The sequence below is a fragment of the Mucilaginibacter sp. P5_A4 genome (genome assembly GCF_056400605.1).
In genome coordinates this window covers 1-22,899 of sequence record NZ_JBFUKX010000050.1, presented here as the reverse complement: position 1 = coordinate 22,899, position 22,899 = coordinate 1, and the positions used below count along the sequence as shown (strand labels likewise).

The window sequence follows — 22,899 nt, the reverse complement described above, 5'->3', positions numbered from 1 at the left end:
GGCGAACAAAAAAGTCCGGTTTTTAAAGCCGGACTCGATTTTGGATTTATAATTTAAGTTTACACTTAAGCATAACTATTGAGCATAACCGGCATAACCAGCATCAGCACATCTTCATTTTCATCACCACCCTGTGGCAGCAGTAAGCCGGCACGGTTTGGAGTTGACATCTCCAAAGATACTTCTTCGCAACTTAAATTCTTCAACATTTCTATTAAAAAACGTGCATTGAAGCCAATTTCCATGTCATCGCCCTCATACTGGCAGCTTAAACGCTCATGGGCTTCGTTAGCAAAGTCAATATCTTCTGACGAGATGTTTAGTTCGCTACCGTTTATTTTAAGCCTTACCTGGTGGGTTGTTTTGTTGGCATAAATAGCCACACGATTTAACGATCCAAGAAAGGTAAGCCTGTCGATAGTTAATTTATTAGGATTATTTTGCGGAATAACGGCTTCATAATCAGGATAACGCTCGTCAATTAAGCGGCAAACCAGGTTAATATTGCTAAACTTAAAGAAAGCACTGGTTGAGTTATACTCAACAGATACATTCACATCATCATTTGGCAGCGATGACTTAAGCAGCGTTAACGCTTTTTTTGGCAAAATAAATGATGTTGTGCTTGCAGCTTTTGCATCTTTACGGCGGTAACGTACCAGTTTATGCGCATCGGTAGCTACAAATGTAAGGTATTGCGTACTCAACTGGCAGTAAACGCCGGTCATGGCCGGGCGCAGCTCATCATTACTTACCGCAAAAATGGTTTTGTTGATAGCCTCGGCTAAAACAGATGCAGGTAAATTTACCGATGATGCATTTTCAACAACAGGGATTTTCGGAAAATCTTCACCATTCTCACCGCTTAGCTTGTATTTACCGTCGCCGGCATTTATTTCGATGGCGAAGGTATTATCATCAACCGAGAAAGCTACAGGCTGCTCAGGCAACGATTTTAAGGTCTCTAACAAAATACGCGATGGTATAGCTATCCGGCCGTTCTCTTTTGCTTCAACAGTTAAGGAAGTGGTCATGCTGGTTTGCAGGTCGGTAGCAGAAATGGTTAAGTTTCCTTCCTTTATCTCGAACAAAAAGTTTTCCAATATTGGCAATACAGTACTGTTGCTTAACGCGCCGCTTACTGCCTGCAGTTGTTTGAGTAAAGTTGTGGTAGAAACAATAAATCTCATATGGGTCTAATTAATCTATCAAAAATATAAAATTTAACGGGCATACTTCCGCTTGCGGATATAATGTTGAAAAATAGCACATATTAACACTAAAGCAATCGGGCCAACAGTGTTTACCAGTTGCCAGTACAATTTTTCGTTACGAATACGTGCACGGTTCAACAACCGGATCTTGATCTCCTTGGTACGCAATGCAATCAGGCCCGAATCATCGGTCATATAATCGGCTATATTGAGCAGCAGGTTTTTGTTACCATAGGTTTGCTGCGTATAACGGTCATATCCCAACGGAAATGGCGAGCCATCACTCCCTACCTGGTTCTTTAAAATATCGCCATCACTTATTACTATCATTTTGGTGGGCACACTTTCTGGCTGTATACTCACCGGTTCTTTTAAGCTATCGGGCAAGGGGCGGTTGCGCCAGTCGGATATAAATTTACCCTCTAACAATACGGCAACCGTTTTTGGTGTACCCTGAAAATCCTTAGGATTTGGCTCCTGCTCCAAAGCTTGTAACGACAGGATATGTGGCGCGCTTATTTTTTTATTATAGGGAGATGAGGTTAGCAGGATAGTTTTTTTAAGGTTTTTGGTTTCAAGCAAATCGATAGTACTTACAAATTCGCTGTGGATGGCATCCAGGTTTTTCACTACCGGGTGTTTGGATACCGGCATAAATAATGGATTAAACAGCCATGGTAATAGCTGAATCTGGGCCTGCCCCCCAACATTACCGGTGCTTACGGGGATTGGTGAGCAGCTCATATCGGCAATAAGGTCATAATTAATGCGTATACCATAACGAAAAAGCTGATCATCAAGGTTCAATTGTTTTGCAAAGGCCAGTTGCTCGCCGCCATGCCCGCGCAGGCTGTCCAATTCGGCACTTACCTGGTCAATAGTCCACAATACCCGGCCTCCGCGCATAATGTATTGATCCAGCTTAAATTTTTCCAGTTCGGTAAATCTCTTATCGGGTTTAGGTATCACCAGCAGTTTTAATTTTAACAGAACCGAAAACGGAATTGTTGTAAGGTCAATTCTGCCCACTTTGTATCCATCCTCCAGGTCGGCCATGGCATAATGCAATTGCAAATCTGAAAGCTCATGATGCCCTTCGGTAAAACCAATAAGAGGTTTTCCACTGGCTACAGCTTTTTTTATGGCTGATGAAAAGGCATATTCCAAATTTTGAATTGAATTATTAATTGACTCGTCATCTGATAAACCAATACGACGTTGTAATAAATTTACAGCAACCTCATTTCCGTTGGAAGAAACCAAAGCCGATGAAACCAACACTTTCTGAATCACCCCATCGTCGGTTTTAAAACTCCAGCTTTGAGGGGTTAAACCTTTATCCGTTAAAGTTTGCAGCGCATTGTTTTGCTGTTCTTCACTCAAACCTTTCAGCGGATCAACAAATTCAAACTGCAGCTTGCCATGGCTATAGGCCTGCAGATCACTTAACATATCTTTAGTAGCGCCCTGCAGGCGTTTAAACCCGGCCGGGAAGCCGCTGCCCTGTAAATAAACAGTAACCTTAACCGGCTTTGGAAGGCTATCCATTATTTGCCTGCTTATTGGCGATATGGTAAAACGCTCCTCGGTAGTAAAATCAAAACGGGTAAAGGCATATTGAGATAATACACCCAATGAAACAAATATGGCTAACAGGCTTAGCATGATAGTTCCGCGTAATTTTTTTTGCCGCTGTTTTATCAGGATAAATAATGTTAACCAGGTAAATAAACCTGCCAATAGTATAAAGTAAACCAGGTCGCGGGTATCCAATACGCCACGGCTTACCGATTGATAGTGTTGCGTGATGCCCAGGCTTTGCAAGCCCAGTTCCTGCAAGGATAACAACTGGCTCAGCGAATCAAAGCCACTATAAAAAAAGAAACACAGGAAAACCGCTACAGTAAAAGCAATGATCTGATTTTTGGTGATGGACGAGGCAAACAAGCCGATAGCCGCAAATGCCGCCCCTAACAAAAACAAACCGATGTATGAACCTATAACCGCGCCCGTATCAACATTACCCTGGGGTGTGCCCAGCGTACTTACCGAAAAATAGTAAACTAATGTGGGCAGTAACGCAAAAAGCACAATGAGCAAGCAAGCCAGATATTTGCCGGTTACAATCTCCCAATCCTTCAACGGGCGGGTAAATAACAGCTCAAAGGTGCCTTCTTTACGTTCTTCGGCCAATGACCTCATGGTTATGGCCGGGATGAGGAACATGAAAAGGTAAGGCGCGGTACTGAAAAGGCTCTCGAGCCCGGCGTAACCATAATCTAATATGCTTGAATCGGGAAATACCCAAAGGAATAAGCCTAACACCAGTAAAAACACACCAATGGTAACGTAGGCTACCAGCGAGCTGAGGTATGATGTTATTTCTTTTTGTAGGATGCTAAGCACTGTTATATATTTATGCTGAAACGCCGAAATTACAACAATAATATACTAAAGCAAAGCTGTATGTTTTGAATTACAAAACTTAAATTGAGGTAATAAATAATGTCCCGGCAGACAATACCGGGGCCTTATGTAATAATATTTACTTTAGCGTTTTTTAATAAAACTCAATATCCCCAATTACTAAAGTCATCTAAAGCTATCAAACTAACAACAAAAAGAGTTGCCGCCGCTACAGAGCCCACTACCAATGCAATTGTAGCGCCGGGTTTCTTTTTTCGCTCGGCAAAATTTATACCATTTGAATCCCAGTTTAAAACCTTCCCCTGCTCATCGAAGGTAAATTTTACATATTTTTTATAGGGGGTAAACTGAGTAACATTCACCGTATTATGATCTAAGCTTCCATAAACGGTGTTATAAGTACCGTTGATTGCCACTTTTGTTTTTGACCTATAAATGGCCGAGGATGTATCACAATTGTAAAGCCATTCGGTTACGTGATTTACTTCTCTTTTTTCGTCGGGCTGCCCAAACTGTTTCATAACGGCATCTTTTGTATGGTAACTTACCATAACCTGTTCATGGGAATGGATCAGCTTACTACAGCTGCACAAGCATAGCAAACCACCTAAGCCTGCTATTGCAATTAATAATGGTTTCATGATATTTCCTTTTACGAGATTTAAAATATTAACAATGATTTGTTTAATATCCCTAATGATATCTTTAGTAAATCTACATACTTCAAACGCCCTATTAAAATGGAAAAACCGACAAGCTATATATCTTATAGCAATAATTAATTAGCTGTAACACAGAGTTTTGAAAACAGCTGCAATTATTACTACATTTATTGCTAATTATAACCTGCTACTCCATTTTTTACTAATAATTATGCGGTGGTGTATCAATAATTTCTAAAAAGAAATCCTGTAATAACCTGCATTATGGATAGTAACCATATACAACTGATTTTTTTTAATCACATTAAATCAAAACTCCCCTCCCATCTTTCGTTTGTGGATGAGATAGCAGAACTGCTGAACATTAGCAACGATAGTGCATACCGCCGTATAAGAGGCGAAAAACCGATAAGCTTAGATGAAATACAGGTGCTTTGCAATAAGTACAAGGTTTCTATCGACCAGCTATTCCAGGTACAAAACAATACGGTTATTTTCTCGGGCAATAAGGTTGATCCAATTTCATTTGGGTTTAATAATTACCTTAAGGACTTAGCAAATACGCTCACATTATTTAAAACAATCCAAAACCCCCACGTTTATTTTTTTAACAAAGACGTATCTATCTTTTATTTCATGCAATTTCCTGAGCTAAGCGCATTTAAGTTCTTTTTCTGGAAACGCACGCTTATGGGTTACCCCGAACTGGCTAAGCAGCAATTTATTGGCGAAGAGGGCGACGGGGAGGCACAAGAAACGGCAAAAGATATCATTAAACTATATACACAAATACCATCCACCGAAATATGGACCGAAGAAAGCATACATGTTACGATAAGGCAAATTGAATTTTACAGGCATACAAACATTTTTGCCAATAAGGATATCCTGCTGAAAGTATATGCCCAACTGGATGAATTACTGAACCACGTAGAGATGCAGGCCGAAAAAGGCCGAAAATTTATATACAAACAACCTGATATGCCTAACAGCGCACCATTTCATATTTACATCAATGAATGCCTTATTGGTGATAATTCCCTTTTTGTGCGGGGCGACGATAGGCAAATCGCCTTTCTGAATCATAACGGGTTAAATTTTATGGGTACACAGGATAAAAGTTTTTGTGATTATACATTTAAAAACCTCCAAAATATTATCAGTAAATCAACCCACATCAGTTTGGTAGGCGAAAAAGAAAGGAGTATGTTTTTTAATGTGCTTAGAAATAAAATTCATGAACGAACAAGGGATATTGTATAAAAGCAGAATGCGCAGGGCTTAAAAACCAACATATTGCAACGGCAATATGTTAAAACTTAATGTTATTATAATCCCAAACTAAACGCCACGCTTAGGGCAAACCTGCCATAACTCCCCTGGTAATAATCTAAGCTCGCGCGCTCGAAACGATTCTCGTAGCCTATACTTAAATCTAAGCCCGTTTTACCCGATGAGCCAAAGCGAAAAGAATAACCCAGGTTGGGCGAAACCAGTAATGCAACGGTTTTATTGGTATAGTACTTATGGGGTGAGTTTACATTTAATGACGCTCCAATATTACCCTCAAAATATAGCTTGTTGGCAACATAAACCCTTGCACCTATTTCTAAAGGGATAAAAGCTGCAGCCGAATAATTAACATGTGTACCACTGCCATTGCCGGGATTAATATAAGAAAAGTACCTTGTTTGGGGAATAAAAAAACTATAACCCGTTGTAAGTGTAAGGCTTACCGGCGAAGACTTAATGGGTGACTCATACTTTAATAAAAACCCGCTGGCATAAGTATAATTATCAGATGCCGGGCCCACTGTTGCACCATAAATTAAACCTGCGCTTAAGCGCGGATGAGTGCTGTAGTTTGTTTGTGCACGAACGCTAAGTATAGCGCCAATTAAAACTACAAAGGCTAAGGTAGTCTTCATATTGGGATAAGGCTTTTTAAATCATTACGTTAGCAAGTTTACAAATGCTACAACTTAATTAAAACAATATGCAGCTTGTAAGTCAGGGAAACCGCCTTTAAAATTAAAAGCCAGTAGGAGGCACCTACGGAGCCATGCTTTTGGGTTTTCTTGCGCTATAAACACGCGACTCCCATGGAGTCAATGACACACCCCAACCATTTCCAACTCCAGCGGAGTTATGTGTTTATAGTGAAAAGTGTCTTAACCTTGGCTCCGTAGGTGCCTCCTTTTTAAAAGCGATTTCCCTGCCTTGTAGGTATTTCATAAAAAAAAACGGTATGTAAATACCAGGGCTTATCAATACCTTTTTATATTGCTTACAAACCAAGACTAAATGCCACGTGACAGGCAACCTGGTTGTAATTACCATAAGCACCGTCAACGTAGGAATTACCCATACCATCATTATAAATGATACTTTTGCTGCTTTCCAAACGGGTTTCATAAGCCAGGCTAACATCCAGGCCAAATTTCCTGGAAGAGCCAAACCTGAAGCCGTACCCAATACCTGGCGAAAGCGCCAATGCCACTGTTTGGCCGGTATAATTACTGTGGATGGAGTTAAGGTTAAAGGAGGCACCGGCAGCACCTTCAAAAAACAGTTTACCGGCATATACACGGGCACCTAACATAACGGGAGCAAATGATGCCAATGACCTATAGCTACTGCCATAGCTGCTGCTATAGCTGCTGTACCCAAAAAAGGAACTATATTTTGATACATAAAACTGATAAGCCGCCGAAACGGTAATACTTACCGGGCTTGACGCTAAAGGATATTCAAGCTTTACATCTACACTGCCCGCTGTGGGGTAATCGCCGTAGTGTGACCCTATTGTGGCTCCGTTTCCAAAACCAGCGCTAAACCTGGGTGTACGTTCTGCACCGCCTCTAAAGGATTGGGCGTTGGCGCTAATAACAGCGCATGTTAAAACAAATAATGCAAGTAAAGTTTTTTTCATGATTATGATAATGAGTTTAAGTTTTAGGCGAAAGTAAAAAAATTAAATTTTACTTTAATCAATTGGTGAGGCTGATAAAAATACTTTCGAGTGTGCCATTATCGTTTTTACTCCGCAGGCCCTGCAGGGTATCATCGGCTACTATTTTTCCTTTATTAATGATGATCACCTTATCGCAAACCGCTTCAACTTCCTGCATAATATGGGTGGACAGGATGATGGTTTTTGTTTTACCCAAATCGGTAATTAACTGGCGGATGCCGATAAGTTGGTTAGGGTCAAGTCCCGAGGTTGGCTCATCCAGTATCAGCACATCCGGGTTATGAATAATAGCTTGTGCCAGCCCCACCCGCTGGCGGTAGCCTTTAGATAACTGACCAATTTTTTTATGCTGCTCGGGCCCAAGGCCGGTTTGTTCAATAACTTCGGCTATGCGCTTTTCGGGCTCCTGTATTTTGTGGATACCTGCAATAAACGCCAGCGACTCTTTTACATACATATCCAGGTAAAGCGGGTTACTTTCGGGCAGGTAACCAATATGTTTGCGTACATCAAGCGATTGGCTTACCACATCAAATCCACAAACGGATGCAGTACCCGATGTTTGGGGAATAAAGCCGGTAAGGATTTTCATGGTGGTTGATTTACCCGCTCCATTAGGCCCCAAAAAACCCAGTACACCTGGTCCGGCAGAAAAACTGATGCCATCAACCGCCTTTTGCTCGCCGTAAACTTTTGTTAATGTTTCTACCCGGATACTCATGGCGTAAAAATAGATTTTAGATGTGAGATATGAGATATGAGACGGAAGAATTTCGGATATCGGAATTTCGATTTGGGAATTACTTGTAATGTGAATGCTTTGCCTGAACCGGAATTGCTCGCACAATTTCCTCATTTTTCAATCACCTTTCAGCCGCCGTTCACTCACGTTTTCACTACTCACCTCTCACTTCTCACCGCTCACTACTCACCATTCACCATCCTCTATTTCTCAAAAACAACGGCATCAATATCGGCTCCTAATTTGGTTAATGTTTCGGTTAGCTCTTCAACCATTGGGTCGGGGCCACAAACGTAGAAGTGTTTTTTAAAATTCTTTACTTCCGCTTTTAAAAAATCAGCATCAATCCGGCGGTGATCATGCTCGCCGCCCTCTTGCTGCGTGGTTGTAAAATGGGCATTATCGCCAAGCATCAGTTTAAGTTCATCGGCAAGAATGATATCCTCATCCGTTTTGTTGGAGAAGAACAGCACGTTCCCTTCCAGTTTATCATCCTTATTTAACTGCCTTAAAATGGCTATAAAGGGGGTTATCCCCGCACCCCCGGCAATAAAGTACCCCTGTCCTTTGTATTCTATAGCGCCCCAGGCATCACGTAGTATTAATTCGTCGCCTATATTTAATTTGCTCAACTGGTTGGTAACGCCGTCGTCGCTATCAGGGTATATTTTGATGGTGAACTCCAGGTAAGGGTCATCAACAAGACAGGTAAAGGTGAAGGGATTTTTTTTGTCCTTCCAGCCATCCTGGTTAATAGACAGCTCCGTTGCCTGCCCGGGTGTAAAAGTAAACCCGGCAGGCTTTTGCAGCCGGAATTGTTTAACATTATGGGTTACGTATCGGGTTGAGATGATCTTTATAATGTGGTCCATTGGTTTTTTATCTGTTAGTATGGTTACTATTAGAATAAACCAGTTGCCAATAAGTTTTATCAATCACAAAATTTTGGATGTACTTTCCACGGTGGGATCAAAGTTTTAAATTAAAGCAGGTATTATTCAAACCGCTCTTTTTGGGCTGCTATTGCGTTTTTGATTTTATGACAATTCACAATTTATTGATTGTTAGACAGATACCATTTTTCACTGTTTCACCTGTTGCGAACGCAACACTTTTGGGTATATAAAAATGAATACACACAGTATCCCCCGTAAAAAATCTTTCATACACCCAAGGTTTCAAATCCATCGCTATGGGGAAAGTTTTAATTTAGTTTTGAAAGCGATTTTCCTGCTTTTTACCTTTCGTTTTCTGCTTTCTGCCTAAATTGTATCTTTGCAGCTATTATGAGCAAATCAACCGACGAACTTTTTAAAAATGTTATATCGCACGCCAAAGAATATGGCTTTGTTTTCCCTTCCAGCGAGATCTATGATGGTTTAAGCGCAGTTTACGATTACGGCCAGAATGGTGCCGAATTAAAAAACAACATTAAAACCTACTGGTGGAAAGCCATGGTGCAAATGCACGATAACATTGTTGGTATCGATAGTGCCATATTTATGCACCCCAAGATCTGGAAAGCCAGCGGCCACGTTGATGGTTTCAGCGACCCGATGATCGACAATAAAGATTCAAAAAAACGTTACCGTGCCGATCAGCTTTTGGAGGATAAGATAGACCGTTACGATAAAGATGGCAAGACTGATAAAGCGGAAGCTTTACAACACGATATGGATGAGGCCCTTAAAAATGAAGATCTGCCTCGTTTAAAAGACCTCATTATTGAGCATGAAATTGCCTGCCCGGTAAGCGGTACCCGCAACTGGACCGATGTACGCCAGTTTAACCTGATGTTCAGCACCCAGATGGGCGCCGTTGCTGATGATGCCGACCTGATCTACCTTCGCCCGGAGACCGCGCAGGGTATTTTTGTGAATTATTTGAACGTGCAAAAATCGGGCAGGATGAAAATCCCTTTCGGTATAGCGCAGATAGGTAAGGCTTTCCGTAACGAGGTTATCGCCCGCCAGTTCATCATCCGTATGCGCGAGTTTGAGCAAATGGAGATGCAATACTTTGTACGCCCCGGCACGCAAAAAGAGTGGTTTAACCAATGGAAAGAAGCCCGCTTAAAATGGCACCTTGCCCTTGGTACCGATGCTGCCAAATACCGCTACCACGAGCATGTAAAGCTGGCCCATTACGCCGATGCCGCTTATGATATTGAGTTTGAATTCCCATTCGGCTTTAAAGAGGTAGAGGGGATTCACAGCCGTACCGATTTTGATTTGAGCCAGCACCAGAAATTCTCTGGCAAAAAACTCCAGTACTTTGACCCCGAGGTTGACCCGGAAACAGGCAAGCCTTATGGTAACTATATCCCCTACGTAATTGAAACCTCGATAGGGTTAGACAGGATGTTCCTGCTAACCATGATCAACGCTTTTGAGGAAGAAGACCTGAGCACCGAAGAAAAACAGGATAGCCGTACCGTACTGCACCTGCACCCTTGCCTTGCCCCGGTTAAAGCCGCTATTTTCCCGCTCACCAAAAAAGATGGTTTACCGGAGAAAGCCCGCGAAATTATGGACAGGCTGAAGATAGATTTCAATATCCAATACGAAGAAAAAGATGCTATTGGTAAACGCTACCGCCGCCAGGATGCTATTGGCACGCCTTTCTGTATCACCGTAGATCACCAGACATTGGAAGACGACACCGTAACCATCCGCTACCGCGATACCATGGCCCAGGAACGCGTAGCATCTGCCGATCTTGACAAGATCATTGGCGACCAGGTTAGCTGGAGAAATTTGCTGAAGTAAAAAAACTATTACAATTTAACGGCCCGCCTATCAGCGGGCCGTTTTTGCTTGTTATGTTTTTGTTAACAAGCACATCATTGGTAAATGATTATGTAATTTTGACTACAATCATTATTACCATGAAACAAAAGCTACTCATCTGCTTAGCTATAATAGCATCTTCATTAACTACCTATGCTCAAACACCGGGTAAAATAGCCAAAACAGGCCAGGTATTGCTGCCTAATGGTTGGAAGCTTAGTCCGGCAGGTACATCACTACCACTTGGCGATCTGCCGTTGAACATCCAGCTTTCGGCATCGGGCAGGCTGCTGGCGGTTACCAATAACGGGCAAAGCACCCAATCGGTTCAACTCATCGATCCAAAGAATGAGAAATTACTCGACGAAAAGGTGGTAGCCAAATCATGGTACGGTCTTGCTTTTAGTCACGATGAAAAAAAGCTTTACGCATCAGGCGGTAATGATAACTGGATCTACGTTTTCAATATAAATGATAATAAGCTTGGCAAGCCGGATACCATTAAACTTGCTGCCGACAAATGGCCAAAAAGCAAAGTTTGCCCAACCGGTATAACCCTTAACAAAAGCAATACCCGTTTATACACAGTTACCAAAGAAGATAGTACCCTGTATATTATTGACCCAGCCGAAAGAAAAATAGTAAAGCAGGTTAAACTGCCATCCGAAGCCTATAGCTGCATCCTGTCGCCCGATGAAAAAACGCTGTACATTTCTTTATGGGGCGGCGATGAGCTGGGCTTTTACAATATTGCAACACAAACCCTGGGCACCATAAAAACCGAAAGCCACCCTAATGAGCTGCTTTTGAATAAAAAAGGCAATTACCTTTTTGTGGCCAATGCCAATGATAATTCGGTTTCGGTAGTGAACACGGCCAATCATAAAATAATTGAGACCATTGCAACAGCCTTATACCCAACCCATTTAACAGGCTCTACAACCAACGGACTGGCTTTATCTACCGATCAAAAAACGCTGTACATAGCCAATGCCGATAATAATTGCCTGGCCGTATTTGATGTATCAAAACCTGGCAGCAGCCGCAGCATGGGTTTTATCCCCGTGGGCTGGTACCCTACCAATGTAAAAATGCTGGGTAAAAAAATACTGGTGGCCAATGGCAAAGGTTTTACATCAATGCCCAACCCCAAAGGCCCCCAGCCCTTGCTTAAAACCGATAACAGCGGTTACAAGCAGGGGGCCATTAACAGCCGTGAGCAGTACATTGGCGGCTTGTTTAAAGGCACACTGTCGTTCATAAATACGCCCGGTATAACCCAGCTTAAAGCCTATACCAAACAGGTTTATGCCAATACGCCTTTCAGTAATAAAATTGCCAAAACAGCTCCCGGCGAGCAGGGCAACCCTATTCCGAGGCGTATGGGCGAAAAATCGCCTATTAAATATGTGTTCTATATCATCAAAGAAAACCGCACTTACGACCAGGTTTTAGGCGATATGCCGCAGGGTAACGGTGATACTTCGTTGTGTATCTTCGGTAAAAAAACAACCCCAAACCACCATGCCATAGCCAGCGAGTTTGTTTTGCTTGATAATTTTTATGTAGATGCCGAAGTAAGCGCCGATGGCCACAACTGGAGCACAGCAGCCTATGCCACCGACTTTGTGGAGAAAACCTGGCCAACCAGTTATGGCGGCCGTGGTGGTAATTATGATTTTGAGGGCACCCGCAAAGCAGCCTACCCGCGCGATGGCTTTATATGGGATTACTGCAAACGTGCCGGCATAAGTTACCGCACCTACGGTGAGTTTGTGAGCGATGGCAACCCCGGCAGGGCCAACCTAAAATCATTGGAAGGGCATTACTGCAAACAAGCACCGGGATTCGACCTGAGCGTAAAGGATGTTAAACGGGTAGCTATCTGGGCACATGATTTCGATTCCCTGCTAACTATAAATGCTGTACCAAGGTTTAACAGTGTACGCATCTCCAACGATCATACCAGCGGGCAAAAAAAGGGAGCCATATCGCCAACTGCCGCTGTGGGTGATAACGACCTGGCAATAGGCCAGTTTATTGAACATCTTGCAAAAAGCCCGATCTGGAAGGAATCGGTAGTGTTTATATTGGAAGATGACGCCCAAAACGGGCCCGACCATATTGATGCGCACCGCTCGCCGGTATTTGTTGCCGGGCCTTATGTAAAGCGCAACGCTGTTATCCATGGCATGTACTCTACATCGGGGGTATTGCGTACTATCGAGCTGATATTGGGTCTGCCGCCAATGAGCCAGTATGATGCCGCCGCTATGCCATTATATGATTGCTTTACCAACAAACCCGATTTTACGCCTTATATAGCTAAACAGGCACAGGTTGACCTGGAGCAGCGTAACATTGCGGTAAACGAAAGCAGCAAACGATCTGAATTATTCAACTTTGCCAAAGAGGATGCCACGCCGGATATCGACCTGAATGAGGTGGTCTGGAAGTTTGTTAAAGGCGAAAATTCCGTTATGCCGGCACCAAAACGCAGCGCTTTTGTAATTTTAGAGCAGAAAAAAGAACAGGACGACGATTGATTTGTTAAAGTTTTCTGAACCGGATTTCATCGGATTAAAGAATTTACCTGCTTCTTTGATTTAGGAAATATATGCTTTTGAGATTAAAATTCGTGAAATTCACATAAATCCATAAATTCGGGTTCAGACAAATTATTATTACCAATGACCACCATTGAAAACGAATACCTGATAGCAACAATTGACCCTAAGGGCGCCCAGCTAAGCTCATTAATTGACAAGGCAACCGGAACTGAACATATGTGGCAGGATACTGCTGCTGTTTGGCCATGGCACGCACCAAATTTATTCCCGGTGGTAGGCGGCTTAATTGATAACGAACTTGTGGTTGATGGACAAAAATATGCCATGGGCCGGCATGGTTTTGCACGGCAGTCGGAATTTGTTTTACTGAATGCTGATGATGTTTCGGCCAGCTTTTCGCTGCCTTACTGCGACAAAACACTGCATGTTTATCCTTACAAGTTTGATTACCAGGTATTATATACCCTCATTGATAACTCACTTAGGATAACCTACAAGGTGATCAACCTGGATAAAAAAACCATATACTTTTCGGTAGGCGCACATCCGGCCTTTAATATCCCCTTTAACAAGGGCGAAAAATATGAGGATTACTACATAGAGTTTGAAACCGACGAACACCTGGAAACAGAGCTTTTATCGGGCGATGGTTTTTTCACCGGCGAAAGTCAGCCGGTAGCTACGCCCGGCAATAAATTGTTTTTAACCCGTAGCCTTTTTGATGCCGATGCATTGGTTTTTAAAAAGTTATCATCAAGAATGGTGACTATTAAAAGTGATAAACACGCTCAAACTTTATCAGTGGAGTTCCCTCATTATAATTACCTGGGCATCTGGGCCAAACCCGGCGCCGACTTTGTATGTATTGAACCCTGGTTAGGTTGTGCCGATACAGCAGGTGCTCAAAAAGACATCAGCAAAAAAGAAGCGATACAAAAACTACACGCCGGACATGTATTTGAGGCGCCGTATTTTATAAGCTTGTAACAGCACCAGGTAACGGACACCTGCGGACGGACGGACACTCAATGACGACCATGTCATTTGCACGAAGCAATCGCACGCTTGAAAGGCGGATATGCAAAGTTCGCGATTGTTTCGTGCCTTATAATGACGTGTTTATAGGTCACTGACTGTCAGCGTATATTTTTAATACAATCTATGTCATTGCGAGGAACGAAGCAATCGCATGCTATACAGGGTGAACCTGCACAGTTCGCGATTGCCGCGCTGCGCTCGCAATGACATGGGTGTGAGCCCCTAAACCCAACACGTCATCCTCAAGCCGTTTTTTGTACCGATAGCTTCTTTACTTCATCCTTTGCTTTAGCAAACCAAGCGCGGTTGGCTTTACGTTCCATTGCGCTTAGTTGTGGTACTTCGTTCAGGATATCGGTAAATACCTGGTAAGCATCCTGATCTCTGTCTTGTCTTACCAAAAACAAACCGTATTGATAACGGGGTTCAAAGTAAGCGTAGCGGCCTTTCATAGCCTTAAATTCGTTTTCGGCTAATTCAGCCTGACCTGTATTTTCTAACGCCATGGCATACCGTATGTGGGCTTTTGAGCGGGCAAACTGGGGCAGCTTGTACAGTTTTTTGGCTATGGGGATAATCTCTCCATACAGTTCCTGCTCAAAATAGGCAATAATAAGCTGGGCCATTACATGCTCGTTCTCAGCAAAGGCGCCGGTGAGGCTGGCCTGGTATAGTTCAACAGCTTTATCGGTATAACCGGCATCAAGGTAGGCATCGGCCAGTTTTACTTTGTTGGCAAAGGTATCGGTAAAGCGAAGTTCGTCTTCCAGTTTTTTGAGTTTAGCGCCGGGATTAAGCACAGCGCCTACATCAATTTTAGGCACCCGCATGGCCGAGCGGTTAGTTAATATTTCCGAATAGATATAAACCAGGCAGCCTATACCAGGTAGTATAATAAGCATCCAAAGCCACTTTTGCTGCGTACCCCTGCGCAGGCAATGAATAATGCAAAAAGCCTCTAAAATAAGGATGATGTAATAATAGCTGCCACCGCCGCCAAAAAGCATGTTCATATTGTAAAAAGAGATTAGGATATTATATTCAAAAATAAAAAAAGTACCGTTTAGCACGGTACTTTTTTTTGTAAATATTAGAGCTGTTTAAATTTAATCCAATAATGTTTTTATGCGTCCGTGAAAACACATATCCAAAGATTTGTCATCCTGAACGGAGTGAAGGATCTATTCGCAGACTGCACAAGGCGAAGAAGCATGGCGAATAATAGATCCTTCACTCCGTTCAGGATGACAAAAAGGTTTTTTTGTATCTATTTATCTATTTTTAAACAGCCCCTTAATCTTTTACAAATTCATTTAATATAGGATGATCAAGCGCGGCAATTTTGGTGTGGCTGCTTTTCAACTCATCAAAAACAACTACCTCGTTCAATCCTTTTTTAAGCCAGCCGGCAGGGATATATAACGTTTGCTGCGGACCAATGTTCCAGTATTTACCCAAATTACGGCCGTTTAAAAACACAAAGCCTTTACCATAACCGTGCATATCAAGATAGGTATCGCCGGTTTTGGTAAGAGTAAATGTTCCTTTATATAAGGCTGGTTTAGGTGCATTAGTATCTTTGTTGGCAGCGTATTTAAAACCGCCGGTATTTGTAAAAGGAAACTTATACATTTTCCAACCTAAAAGTTCCTTATCATTCAAAGTAACTTTTTCCGTTATACCCTGGCGGTTATCGGTTAAATACGCCCCGTAATTGATGCGTCCATTATTTTCAACCAGGATATCTAAAACATCCCCTTTTTTGGCATTATCTAACTGTAACGAATCCTGGCGAAGGTGCCTGTCTAAAATGCTGATGCGTTTGCCATTTAAATAAACCGTTGCATAATCCCGCATCTCCCTAATTTTTAACAAACCACTGGCTGCATTTTGCAGTGTGGTTCTGTAAAGAACAAAGCCATATCCCTGGTCAAGATCTTCAAAACAAAGTGGTTTGCCAGATACAACCGGTTTACCCAAATTAGCAAACAAAGGAGCAGCAACCGCCAGACTGATATTAGGAATAGCAATAGTTTTATTAGTTGCAGGTACCGGCGGCAAGGTTGTACCGGCGGGCAAATGCTTTTGTATCACCTCACGAAACTTGTAAAACTTTGCTGTAGGATTGCCCGATTCATCCAGCGGCGCATCATAATCATAGCTGGATGTTTGCGGCGAGTACGGATCGCTTTTACTCATATTGGCCCCGTTCATGAAATCCCTGGTTGTACCGCCATGAAACATATACATGTTAATAGAGATCCCTGCCGACAAAACCACATCAAGCTTTTTGGCATCTTCATCTGCCTTTGTAGTAGCGTGCCTGCCACCCCAGCTATCAAACCAGCCGGGGTACCACTCGGCAATATAATAGGGGCCTTTACCATCATGGTATTTATTGATAAGGGCTTTTACTTCTTTAGGATTATCCGAACCATTTACCGCGGGCAAATAGCCCGGCAAATACCCGGCAGGCATTTGCGAAGCACCATCGCATGTAAATAACTCGCCGTCAAAACCTGCCTCACGGAAAATCTTGCGGTTAATATCAAGGTACTCCTTATCGTTACTGTATGAGCCGTATTCGTTCTCTATCTGTACCATCAAAATATTACCGCCATGGGTAACCAGGTACGGGCTAAGCTGCTTACCCACCTGCATCACATAGTTTTTGTAGGCCTGTAAAAATTTAGGATCCTTACCGCGCACCTTCAAATCTTTATCCTTTAACAACCACCAGGGGTAGCCGCCAAATTCCCACTCGGCGCAAGCATACGGACTTGGGCGCATTACTACCCAAAGACCTTCTTCTTTAGCAATTTTAACAAACTCGGCAATATCATTATTACCCGTAAAGTCATAGGTACCCTGTACCGGCTCATGCGCATTCCAGAAAACATAGGTACCAATGGTGTTAAGGCCCATGGCTTTTGCCATTTTCATGCGGGAGCGCCAGTATTCGCGGGGTACGCGGTAGCAATGCATCTCGCCCGAGATTAATTGCAGGGGTTTACCATCAAGCATAAAGGCAGAATCGCCTAATGCAAAGGTATGTTTAGCGGTTTGGGCGTTTAATGATGTAAAAGTCGCCAAAAGTAAAAGGCAGGTAATGATTTTTTTCATTTGTAGTAAATTGTTGTATGAGTAAAAAGCCACCCGGAACTGCAGTTGCGGATGGCTTTGAATATTAAAATAACCCTAACTGACCTTTATCGTCAATGTCGATATCATCAGGATTGGTGATCTCGAAGTCTATCCTTTTGGGTGGCTTTGGAGTTTCTGTCGGTTCCGCTGATTCAGATTCCGGTGATTTCACTGATTCTGTCTTTGGCGGTTCTTCTTTTGGAGATTCTACCGATTTGGGGGATGATCCCACTGATGGGGCTTCTGATTTCACTGATACAGTTTCCGCTTCAGGTTCAGATTCATCAGCCTCCGCTGTAATTTCATCTGATTCTTCTACTTCGCTTTCCTGTTCTTCCTCAACGGGTTCTTCAACAGTTTCGTCTGTAGCTATCAGCTCAACATATTTTATTGGCAATTGCGACAGGCGGTTACCCATGGCCTTCATACCTTTCACATCTATCAGGTCGGCAAGGTTTACTTCAATAGTTTCCGGGGTTTGTTCTTTGCCTTTCAGCTGCACTATTTTAACCGTTTGGTTTGCTTTAGCTATATGAACAAGCTTTGATCCCGGTTCATCGCTGATGATGCTTACCTGTTTACCAACGGCAATGCTCTCGAAAGTAAAACGCTTAACCATATAGTTCTTCGATTTACCATCGAGGTGGATAACCGAAAAAACTTTTTTAGGATCGTACTTCTCAATCAGGATCATTTTATCATCAAAATGATTATTCAGATCGAAATTGGTAAGCTCATATATTCCGTTGCTCAACACGTTCAAAATGCGGTCGTCCCCATCAAATTCGCCCAGGTATTTGCCCCTGCCGTCGGCATTCAAACGTTTTAAAGTTTCGTCGTACCATATTTTTCTTCCGGCCAGGGTAGATACACCTTTGCTCTTAAGCAGAATCTTTTTAACAGGGTATTTGGTAATGATATTCCCCATCGAGCCACGGCCTTTGATGGCTATCATGGCAAAGTCCTCATCAAACTGTAGTTTTTTAAGTTTGGAATGCGGTTTAAGCTGCACATTAACCACTTCGGCCTCGCCATTAGGGTTAGCGGTAAAGTATAATACTCTGGTACCTTTTGTGCCTTTGGTCAGGTCGTACTCCTTATCGCGGGTTACGCCTACTACCGAGAAGCGCTTGATATAACTGATGCCGCTTTCGCCATCCTTGTAGATCATGTTGTATACGGTACGTTCGTCGTTCTTTTTAAACACGGCTACATGGATGATCTCCTTACCCACAAAAACCTTATCCTGTACCTTGGTTATCAGGCAGCGCCCATCGGCACGAAAAACGATGATCTCGTCGATATCCGAGCAATCGCCCACAAACTCATCCTTCTTAAGTCCGCTGCCAATAAAGCCGTCTATTTTATTTACGTAGAGTTTCACGTTGGCTAATGCCACCTGTGCCGCCTCTACCTTATCAAAGGTGCGCAGTTCGGTTTTACGGTGCCTGTCCTTGCCATACTTTTCCCTCAGTTTTTCAAACCAGGCTATGGTATAATCGGTAAGGTGTTTAAGGTGATGCTTTACCTGTTTTATTTCGTTTTCAAGCGCCTTCATCTGCTCATCCGCTTTTTTAACATCAAAGCGGGTGATGCTGCTCATAGGCTTATCTATCAGTTTTTTATAATCCTCGGGCACTATAGTCCTGTAAAACTGCGGAAAGAAAGGCTCAAACAAGCGGTTCAGCACTTCCAGCACCGTTTCAAAATTACCGGAGCTTTCATAGTCGGGGTGTTTGTACATCCCTTCCTGGATAAATATTTTAAGCAGTGAACTGAAGAAGATCTTCTCCATCAGTTCCTTCAGCCTGATCTCCAGCTCCTGTTTAAGCAGCTCTTTGGTGAAAAACGTACTTTCGGTAAGCATGTCATTCACGCTCATAAAGCGCGGCTTGTCAGACTGGATTACGCAAGTATTCGGTGATATAGAAACTTCGCAATCGGTAAAGGCATAAAGCGCATCGATGGTTACATCTGGTGAGATACCCGGCGCCAGGTGAATAATGATCTCCACATTTTGCGCGGTATTATCTTCAATCTTTTTAATCTTGATCTTACCCTTATCGTTGGCCGATATTACACTATCAATTAAACTTCCTGTTGTGGTGCTGAAAGGGATTTCGGTAATGGCCAGCGTTTTTTTATCACGTTCCACAATTTTGGCCCGTACCCTTATCTTACCCCCACGCTGTCCCTCGTTATAAGCCGAAGCATCGGCCATACCTCCCGTAGGGAAATCGGGTAATAAGTTGGGCCGTTCGCCTTTTAATACAGCTATCGATGCATCTATCAGCTCAATAAAATTATGCGGTAATATTTTGGTGGCCAAACCTACCGCAATACCTTCGGCTCCCTGGGCCAGCAGTAAAGGGAATTTTACAGGCAGCGTAATAGGCTCTTTGTTACGACCATCATAGCTGGCCTGCCAAACGGTGGTGTCGGCATTAAAAACAACATCAAGCGCAAATTTGGATAAACGCGCTTCGATATAACGCGGAGCGGCTGCCGAGTCGCCGGTTACGGGGTCGCCCCAGTTTCCCTGGCAATCAATCAGCAGGTTCTTCTGTCCTATCTGCACCATGGCGTCACCAATAGACGCGTCACCATGCGGGTGATATTTCATGGTGTTACCAATTACGTTGGCTGCCTTATTAAAACGCCCGTCGTCCATCTCCTTTAGGGAATGCAGGATACGGCGCTGTACCGGCTTTAAACCATCATTAATGTGTGGTACGGCACGATCAAGAATTACGTAAGAGGCATAATCAAGAAACCAGTTTTCGTATAAACCGTCGAGTGAGGTAACGTTATGTAATACTTCGTTGTCATCGGCTGGCATCTCATTTTGATTCAGATCTTCACTCATTATGTGCTAAAAACTTTTGGATGGGTAAAGATAAAAATTAATGTGCAGATTGTTTTCTGAACCGGAATTTTTCGAATTCATCGAATTGACAGAATTTCAAAATTCTAAGAATTCTACAAATTCGAAAAATTCCGGTTCTGACAAAATCATCTGCACATCTAATCCCTACCCCAATCTCACAAAATGATTTAAACGCAGCTGCAGATATTGCGCCTTAATAAGCAGGTTTTTGGTAGGCACAAAGCGTTCAATATCATTGGCGCTACTCATCAGGCCGTCTTTGTATACCTGGCTAAAATCAAAATAACTTAAATTAAGCTTCCAGTTATCCCTTAAAAAATTTATCACCTGCTTGTCTTTCTTTAACAGCAATTCATAATTAATAACCAGGTAATCATCTGCCGATAGCCTCTTGAGGGTTCTCAGGATCTCCTCGTTATAATTTAACCAAACCTTTAAAAAAGTTTCGGCATGTTCGGCATAAAACTTTTCTTCCCGGCGCTTACGCCTCAAACGGGTCCATGCCAACCTCGAAAAATAATTACGGGCCAGGTATCTTTTATCAATATAGGCAAATTCCCTTTTTAACAGCGAATTTATTACCGACTGGTAATCGCGTATAATTACAAGATATTTAGCCTCGGGCAATAATGCAGAGTAGGTATCCAGGAACAAACAGGTGCGCGGGTCCTTCCATCCCCATTGTTCATATAAATGTTGTTTTATGTTGATAATACTTTGTAATTTACCCAACTGGTATGGCGACATCTCTATTTTTTTTGCATCCACCAGGCCCGATATCTCCAAACTGTTATTATTCAGGATCTCTTCGTGAAGTTTTAAAAATTCAACATCTTCAAAATGCCCCTCAGTATTTCCGGCATTGCCGGCGGCAAGGCGCTCACCTATTTCCAATCCGCAGCGACTAAGCCAGTTTGTTATTAGTGATGTTCCTGAGCGGTGCATACCCGCAATAATTAACGTTTGATGTTGCATGAGTGTTAGTTTAATTGTGATTTAACCGGGTGGCATTTAACAAGCAACGGATTTTTGGCCTGATAAAAAGTGCTGATATTCTATAAAGGCGAAGAGCCTGTCTGTGCATTTGGCAATATCATAAGTATAAGTATTGATATACAGGTCGGGGGCTGGCGGCACCTCGAAGGGATCATTTACCCCTGTTAGGTTACACAACCGCTGGGGATGGCCCTGGGGCAGTTGCGCTCTGTGGTATAACCCTTTGGTATCGCGAAGCATTAAAACGCTCATCGGGCAATCTACATGCACTACTTTAACATCATTATAAGTATTAACCAAACCCTGGCGCATAGCTTCATAAGGCGTTATAGCGCTAATGATGGTAACAATACCCAGCGCGCTGAATTTATTTGCTATAAAACCCAGCCGCCTGATGTTTTCAAAACGATCTTCTTTTGAATATTTAAGATCAGGAAAAAATTCCCCTCTATACTCGTCGGCATCAATTACCGCTGTTAAAATTTCGGCACGGCCAAGCCATTCTTTAACTTTTATAGCAAGGGTTGTTTTACCGGCACCGGATAATCCACAAAGCAGTATAATCATAAAAACTAACTTTAGAGCTGGCAAATGTTAAGCCAGCTGGCATATTAAACTTTTAATTAATTACCAGCTTAACGGCGAGTTTTCGGCTTAAATTGTAGTTAACAAACCGTGTATCGACAGAGAATAGTTTTGTATCGACGAACGTGTTAAAACCGTAGACGACGATTTTGAGCAGGCACTCATTTGTGTGAAGAAAAATAAATTTAATTTTATACTACTAAATACATAGACATAATAGAATTAATTATATATTTGCAGCAGATAGTTTATAAATGGGGTTCATTAATAGCTATAACGCAGGGCGCTGACCTGGCAGCAAGCGGATGGTTCGATTCCATCCCCTGCATCTATTCTCTTCTCATATTTATGTTTTATAATTGGTTAAATTAGAGTTCCTGCCCATCAGGAGCTCTTTTTTTATTTAAACTTAACCTGTTGGAAACATCAAATTAACTTATTAAAATAATTTAAAAAGTTCTTTTATTTAAAAATTAGTTTTATTATGTTTGTAGAGTAATGCACAACATGTTATTAAATGGAATTTTTTTTAGCCTTATGTCGGTGAGGTTAAAACAGTTTTGTTAATTGGTTTGATAGAATCCTCGCTTCGGCGGGGGTTTTTTGTATTGTAGCTTTTTAATTCAACATATATATAACAAAGGTTCTTTAAAAAATTATGGCCCGATTAAATTTATTGGAAGAGACCCGGTACGAGAAACTGCCGGTAAGTGTTTATAGCAACCAGCAGGAAGCTTCAATTGCAGTAGCTGGCCGGATAGCAAAGCTGATCCGCGACAAACAAAGCAAAGGCGAAAAAGCCGTGCTTGGTTTGGCTACCGGTGTTACCCCCATCGGGGTTTATGCCGAACTGGTGCGCCTGCACAAGGAA

The 22,899-nt window shown here is 42.5% G+C and carries 16 protein-coding genes and 1 pseudogene; 5 read left to right on the top strand and 12 right to left on the bottom strand.

Going from position 1 to position 22,899, the window contains the following annotated elements; translation table 11 throughout:
* Window positions 1-65 precede the first annotated feature (65 nt).
* The 3 genes from dnaN to AC1DQW_RS22905 form a co-directional block, all read right to left on the bottom strand.
* The gene (gene dnaN, locus AC1DQW_RS22915; RefSeq protein ID WP_477413329.1) at window positions 66-1,190 is read right to left on the bottom strand and encodes a DNA polymerase III subunit beta; all 1,125 of its coding nucleotides are present in this window, start codon (window positions 1,188-1,190) and stop codon (window positions 66-68) included.
* 33 nt (window positions 1,191-1,223) lie between these two features.
* The gene (gene gldG / locus AC1DQW_RS22910) at window positions 1,224-3,620 is read right to left on the bottom strand and encodes a gliding motility-associated ABC transporter substrate-binding protein GldG (RefSeq protein ID WP_477456187.1); all 2,397 of its coding nucleotides are present in this window, start codon (window positions 3,618-3,620) and stop codon (window positions 1,224-1,226) included.
* Window positions 3,621-3,784: 164 nt separating this feature from the next.
* Window positions 3,785-4,282 carry a hypothetical protein gene (locus tag AC1DQW_RS22905; protein ID WP_477456186.1) on the bottom strand — a complete coding sequence of 166 codons (498 nt, stop codon included), beginning with the start codon at window positions 4,280-4,282 and terminating at the stop codon, window positions 3,785-3,787.
* Window positions 4,283-4,567: 285 nt separating this feature from the next.
* On the opposite strand from AC1DQW_RS22905, the gene AC1DQW_RS22900 reads away from it, so the two are divergent.
* The gene (locus tag AC1DQW_RS22900) at window positions 4,568-5,566 is read left to right on the top strand and encodes a helix-turn-helix domain-containing protein (protein WP_477456185.1); all 999 of its coding nucleotides are present in this window, start codon (window positions 4,568-4,570) and stop codon (window positions 5,564-5,566) included.
* A gap of 65 nt (window positions 5,567-5,631) precedes the next feature.
* On the opposite strand, the gene AC1DQW_RS22895 is transcribed toward AC1DQW_RS22900, so the two are convergent.
* The 4 genes from AC1DQW_RS22895 to AC1DQW_RS22880 all read right to left on the bottom strand — a co-directional run bounded on the left by AC1DQW_RS22895 (window position 5,632) and on the right by AC1DQW_RS22880 (window position 8,891).
* Window positions 5,632-6,231, bottom strand: a complete 600-nt coding sequence (locus AC1DQW_RS22895; RefSeq protein WP_477456184.1) for a hypothetical protein — start codon at window positions 6,229-6,231, stop codon at window positions 5,632-5,634.
* A gap of 359 nt (window positions 6,232-6,590) precedes the next feature.
* Window positions 6,591-7,235, bottom strand: a complete 645-nt coding sequence (locus tag AC1DQW_RS22890) for a hypothetical protein (protein ID WP_477456183.1) — start codon at window positions 7,233-7,235, stop codon at window positions 6,591-6,593.
* Window positions 7,236-7,293: 58 nt separating this feature from the next.
* Window positions 7,294-7,998 carry an ATP-binding cassette domain-containing protein gene (locus tag AC1DQW_RS22885; protein WP_477456182.1) on the bottom strand — a complete coding sequence of 235 codons (705 nt, stop codon included), beginning with the start codon at window positions 7,996-7,998 and terminating at the stop codon, window positions 7,294-7,296.
* Between the two features lie 224 nt (window positions 7,999-8,222).
* A complete protein-coding gene (locus AC1DQW_RS22880) occupies window positions 8,223-8,891 on the bottom strand; it encodes a flavodoxin reductase (protein WP_477456181.1) in 669 nt (222 codons plus the stop codon).
* Between the two features lie 414 nt (window positions 8,892-9,305).
* On the opposite strand from AC1DQW_RS22880, the gene AC1DQW_RS22875 reads away from it, so the two are divergent.
* The 3 genes from AC1DQW_RS22875 to AC1DQW_RS22865 all read left to right on the top strand — a co-directional run bounded on the left by AC1DQW_RS22875 (window position 9,306) and on the right by AC1DQW_RS22865 (window position 14,365).
* Window positions 9,306-10,787 carry a glycine--tRNA ligase gene (locus AC1DQW_RS22875; protein WP_477456180.1) on the top strand — a complete coding sequence of 494 codons (1,482 nt, stop codon included), beginning with the start codon at window positions 9,306-9,308 and terminating at the stop codon, window positions 10,785-10,787.
* Window positions 10,788-10,906: 119 nt separating this feature from the next.
* Window positions 10,907-13,354, top strand: coding sequence for a bifunctional YncE family protein/alkaline phosphatase family protein (locus AC1DQW_RS22870; RefSeq protein WP_477456179.1), 2,448 nt, complete (start codon window positions 10,907-10,909; stop codon window positions 13,352-13,354).
* Between the two features lie 144 nt (window positions 13,355-13,498).
* The gene (locus AC1DQW_RS22865) at window positions 13,499-14,365 is read left to right on the top strand and encodes an aldose 1-epimerase family protein (protein WP_477456178.1); all 867 of its coding nucleotides are present in this window, start codon (window positions 13,499-13,501) and stop codon (window positions 14,363-14,365) included.
* Window positions 14,366-14,658: 293 nt separating this feature from the next.
* Here AC1DQW_RS22865 and AC1DQW_RS22860 read toward each other — a convergent pair whose 3' ends face one another.
* The 5 genes from AC1DQW_RS22860 to AC1DQW_RS22840 form a co-directional block, all read right to left on the bottom strand.
* Window positions 14,659-15,429, bottom strand: coding sequence for a PLDc N-terminal domain-containing protein (locus AC1DQW_RS22860; protein ID WP_477456177.1), 771 nt, complete (start codon window positions 15,427-15,429; stop codon window positions 14,659-14,661).
* A 280-nt stretch (window positions 15,430-15,709) separates the two neighbouring features.
* Window positions 15,710-17,539 (bottom strand): beta-galactosidase, encoded by a 1,830-nt coding sequence (locus tag AC1DQW_RS22855; RefSeq protein WP_477456176.1) that lies wholly within the window; start codon window positions 17,537-17,539, stop codon window positions 15,710-15,712.
* A gap of 64 nt (window positions 17,540-17,603) precedes the next feature.
* The gene (locus AC1DQW_RS22850) at window positions 17,604-20,426 is read right to left on the bottom strand and encodes a DNA gyrase/topoisomerase IV subunit A (RefSeq protein ID WP_477456175.1); all 2,823 of its coding nucleotides are present in this window, start codon (window positions 20,424-20,426) and stop codon (window positions 17,604-17,606) included.
* 165 nt (window positions 20,427-20,591) lie between these two features.
* On the bottom strand, window positions 20,592-21,422 hold the full coding sequence (locus AC1DQW_RS22845) for a sulfotransferase (protein WP_477456174.1): 831 nt from the start codon (window positions 21,420-21,422) through the stop codon (window positions 20,592-20,594).
* 36 nt (window positions 21,423-21,458) lie between these two features.
* Window positions 21,459-22,010 (bottom strand): adenylyl-sulfate kinase, encoded by a 552-nt coding sequence (locus AC1DQW_RS22840; RefSeq protein ID WP_477456173.1) that lies wholly within the window; start codon window positions 22,008-22,010, stop codon window positions 21,459-21,461.
* Window positions 22,011-22,686: 676 nt separating this feature from the next.
* Here AC1DQW_RS22840 and AC1DQW_RS22835 point away from each other — a divergent pair.
* Window positions 22,687-22,899, top strand: a pseudogene (locus tag AC1DQW_RS22835) (glucosamine-6-phosphate deaminase); the annotation flags it as partial.